Genomic DNA, 4,888 nt, shown 5'->3' with positions numbered 1-4,888 from the left:
ACACATCACCCGACACCACCGCATCCCCGACACCACCTGCCAGCAGCACATCCCGCTCACCCACCGGCAGACACACCGCCCGCGCATCACCCTCCCCACCAACCGCCATCGCCCCCAACACCGCACGGAACATCCCCGCCACCCGCTCAGCATTCACCCGACTCAGGACGTGGGAGTTGCTGCGGAGTGTGATGAGGCCACCGAGCGCACTGATCCCCAGCGAGAATTCGTTCGGGCTGTCGGCGTAGCCCGCGCCGTCCTCGGCCTGCGCCTCCTCGAGCCGGTCGAAGTCGAGATAGCTGAAGAAGATGTCGACCAGGCGCTGCCCCGATTCCCGGCCGATGGCGGGCATCGGGAAGTGGCGGTGCGGCCAGATCTCGATCTCCCGGTCGGACACCTGGCGCACCAGCTCCATCCAGGTGCGGGCCGAGCGGTCGGCGGGGAACGGCAGGGTGTTGAGGTAGGTGCCGAGGATTCGGTCGGAGCCCGCGGCCTCCGGCCGGCAGTGGGTGACCAGTCCTGCGTGGAATGCGGACTCCTGCGTGAGCTGGCTCATCACCTTCACATACGCGGCGACGAGCACGCTCTTCATGGACACCTTGGCCCGTGCGGCCAGGGCCCGCAGGCCGTCTTCCAGGTCGCGGTAGGAGGCGACGGCATGGACCACCTCCGGCGGCGCCGTCAGGTCTCCGTGCCAGCCGGAGGGCAGGCCGACCTTGGCGTGCTGCTGCGTGACGTCCGACCAGTAGGCACGGTCCTGTTCGGAGTCGAGGGCGGTCAGCTCGGCGGCGATGGTGTCGGCGAAGCGGACCGTCGGCGCGGTGTGCGGTTCCGGGGTGTGGCCTTCCCGCAGGCGGCGGTAGCAGGCGACGATCTCGGTGAGCAGGAGCTGGTTGCTCCAGCCGTCCAGGATGGCGTGGCTCTGGGTGAAGGTGCAGAACCAGCTCTGTTCGCCGGTGACGTGCGCGGAGACACGAAGGGGCGGGGTGGCCGCCGACACGTCGAAGGGTTCGGCACGCTCGGCCGCCACGAAGGACGTCATGGCGAGCTGCCGCGCCTGCTCGTCCAGTTCGCTGAGGTCCCGCCAGGAGCAGGGGATGTCGGCGTCGGCGTGCACCAGTTGCATCGGAACCGAGTAGCCGGTCAGGTGGGTCGACGTACGCAGCACATCGTGACGGGATACGACGGTCTGCACGGCCTTCTGGAAGTGCGGAAACGAGAACGGCTTGTCGTCGCGGAGGAAGTAGACGTTGACGTTGTGGTAGTTGTTCTGGCTCTCGTCAGCCAGCATTTCGACGAGCATGCCGGTCTGGTTCTGCGAGAGGGGGTAGGCGTCGACGACCCCTTCGGGGAGCCCCGCCCTGTCCTCGTCGGAGATCAGCGCGTACGCCGCGACACCGCCTGCCATGTCCTCGGCAGACAGAGCCGTCCGGCCGCTCAGCAGGTCGCAGAGCGCCGCGATCGTACGGTGGGCGAAAACGTCACGCACCGCGACGTCGAAACCCTCGGCGCGGAGGGCACCGACGAGCGCCACGGCGCGGATGGAGTCGCCGCCCACCTCGAAGAAGCTGTCCTCGACCCCCGCCCGGTCCAGGCCCAGCACCTGGGTCCAGATAGCGCCGACCCGCTCTTCGAGCGGGGTGCGGGGGGCGGTGTACCGCCCACGGGCGAAGGCGTCCTCGCCCGGCGCGGGCAGGGCGCCCGCGTCGAGCTTGCCATTGGCGTTGAGCGGGATGCGGTCCACGGTGACGAACGCGGACGGAATCATGTAGTCCGGCAAGGTCCGCCCGAGCGTCAGGCGCAGCTCGGCCGGGTCCGGAGCCTCGCCCTCAGCCGCCACCAGATAGGCGGTGAGGTGCTTTTCGCCCGGGGTGTCCTCGCGCAGCAGGAGGCGGGCCTCGTTGATCTGCGGGTGGTCGGTGAGGCTGTACTCGATCTCACCGAGTTCGACCCGGTATCCGCGGATCTTGACCTGCCCGTCGCCGCGTCCGAGGAAGTCGACGGCACCGTCGTCCAGCATCCGGGCCCGGTCCCCGGTGCGGTACAGACGTGTCCCCGGAAGGCCGTAGGGATCCGGTACGAACTTCTCCGCCGTCAGCTCCGGCTGCCCCAGGTATCCGCGCGCCACACCGGCTCCGCCGACGTACAGCTCGCCGGCCACGCCCACCGGCACCGGCTCCAGCCACTCGTCGAGTACGTACATGGTCACGTTCGGCAGCGGGCGGCCGATCGGCACGATGTCGCTGGTCAGCGGAGCGTCGACGGGGTAGGTGCAGGTGCCCACCGACGTCTCGGTCGGGCCGTACTCGTTCAGCACGGCAACGGAGGGCGCCAGCTCCCGCAGGCTCTCCACCAGCCGACGGGTGAACGCCTCGCCCGCGACGACGAGGAACGAGGTGAGCTGCTCCGCCTGCTCGGTGGTGAGCTGTTGCGTCAGCACTTCCAGGTGGGAGGGTGTCAGCTTCATGAAGCTGAACGGGCCGGATTCGACGAGGGCTTCGCCCAATTCGGCCAGGTCCACATCCTGCGGCAGCATGTGCACCGGCTGGCCCACCACCAGCGGTGCCCACAGGTTCGGCACCACCAGGTCGAACGCGATCGAGGAGAACAGCGGCGCCCCGCCGCTGCCCCGCGCGGACAGTTCTCCCGCGGCCCACTCGACGTGGTTCATCAGGCCGCTGTGCGGCACCAGCACACCCTTGGGCAGACCCGTGGAGCCCGAGGTGAAGATGACATAGGCCAGCTGGTCCGCGTCGACGGTACGCGGCAGCCGGGAGGCGGGCCGGGCGTCGACCGCGGCGCGGTCCCGGTCCACGCACAGTGTCCGCACTTCGACGGCCTCGGCGAGGTGTTCCAGGTGGGCGGACTCGGTGATGAGCAGCGTGGCCCCGGCGTCGGAGAGTATCCGGGCCACCCGGTCGGCGGGCGTGGAGGGATCCAGCGGCAGGTAGGCCGCACCGGCCTTCCACACGCCGAGCAGTGACGCGGACAGTTCGACGCCACGGTCCAGCAGGACGCCGACGATGGATTCGGCGCCGGCGCCGAGGGAGCGCAGCTGGTGTGCGTACCGGTTCGCGCGGGCGTCCAGCTCCGCGTACGTCGCCCGCTGGTCCCCGGCGATGACGGCGATGGCGTCCGGCGTCCGCTCCGCCTGGTCTTCGAACGCCTGGCAGACGGTTGTGGTCCGCGACTGCTCGGCGGGGTTGACCGCCCAGGTGTCCAGCAGCTGGGAGCGCTCATGGGAATCGAGCAGGGTCGCCCGGGCATCGCCGTCGGCGTCCCCGGCCATCGCTGCCAGCACCGCGCGGTACATGTCGACGATGCGCTGGGCGTTGGCCTTGGTGAGCGTCCAGGAGTCCGCGGTCAGGTAGATGTGGCGGTTGCGCGAGGAGATGGTGAGCGGAAACTCCGTGGGGCCGTTGTCGAAGCCCACCGTGTTGTCGACCAGGGTGAGGTCGACCTGGCGGAAGTCCTGGTAGTTGAAGAACACGTCGATGAGACGCTGGGCGCCACCGATGTCCCTCTGAATGGCGGGCAGCGGATACCTGCGGTGCGGCCAGGACTCCAGTTCGTGCGCGAATACCTGCTGCACCAGCTCCAGCCAGGTGCGTGCGGACCGGTCGCTGGGGAAGGGCAGGGTGTTGAGGGTCATGCCGAGGACCCGGTCGGCGCCCAGGACCTCGGGCCGCATGTCGTACACCAGACCGGTGTGGAAGGCGGGCGCGTCGGTGAGCTGGCTCATCACCTTCAGATGTGCCGCCACCATCACGCTCTTCAGCGATGCGTCCGCTCTGGTCGCGAGCGCGCGCAGGTTCTGCTCCAGGTCTTCCCAGCTGATCCCCACCATGTACTTGGTGCGCGGTGTGGACGGATCGTCGCCCCAGCCGGTGGGCAGTACGAACTTCTCGTAGGTGTCGGTCAGTTCGCGCCAGTACGCACGGTCGTCACCGGCATCGACGGCGGCGATCTCGGCGGCCACGGCGTCGGCGAAGCGAACCGCCGGAAGGTCGAAGGGCTCCGGGTCCAGGCCGTCCGCGATCCGCCGGTACCCGGTCAGGATCTCCATCAGCAGGGAGTGGTGACTCCAGCCCTCGAGGATGGGGTGGCACTCCGTGATGGAAAGCCACCAGCCGCCGTCCTCGGTGACGTGGACGAAGAGGCGCATGAGGGAGGGCGTGGCCAGGTCGAAGACCTCTGCGCGCTCGACGGCTATGTAGTCCTTCAGCGCCTGGAAGACGACCTCTTGGCCCACGTTGCCGAGAACTTGCATGCCGACGGGCATCTCGGCGTGTTCATGGACGAGCTGGAGCGGCGCGGAGTAGTCGGTGAGATGCAGCGACGTACGCAGCACCTCATGGTGCGCGACAACCGTGGCGACGGCCTCTTGGAACGCCGCGAAGACGAAGGGACGCTCGTCCAGAATGCGGAAGGATGTGACGTTGTGGTAGTTGTTCTGGCTCTCATCGGCCAGCATCTCCACGACCATGCCCGCCTGGATCTGGGTGAGCGGGTAGGCGTCGGTGACACCCTCGGGGAGCTTCTTCCGGTCGTCGTCGCTGATCAGCTCGAACGGCGCCACCAAGGCCGTTTCCTCGGCCGGAAACTCTGACGTGTCCGTGATCCGGGCGGCCAGTTTGGCGACCGTACGGTGCTCAAAGACATCGCTGACGGTGACGTCCATGCCCTGCGCGCGCAGAGCGCCGACGAGGGAGACCGCGCGGATGGAGTCGCCGCCCAGGTCGAAGAACCCGTCCAGCACCCCGACCCGCTCCACCTCCAGCACCTCACGCCACACCGCGGCCACCCGCTCCTCCACCGGCGTCCTCGGCGCGACGAACACCCCCCGCGCGAACGCGTCCTCACCCGGCAGCGGCAGGGCACCCTTGTC

1 protein-coding gene is annotated in these 4,888 nt (G+C 68.9%); it reads right to left on the bottom strand.

Going from position 1 to position 4,888, the window contains the following annotated elements; all coding sequences use genetic code 11:
- A partial coding sequence (locus tag ACZ6CL_RS42740; RefSeq protein WP_468946940.1) for a non-ribosomal peptide synthetase occupies nt 1–4,888 on the bottom strand: 4,888 nt, incomplete at both ends.

Source organism: Streptomyces sp. NPDC041200 (assembly GCF_055591805.1).
The sequence above is the reverse complement of the archived record's forward strand: the minus strand, read 5'-3'. Positions and strand labels throughout refer to the sequence as shown.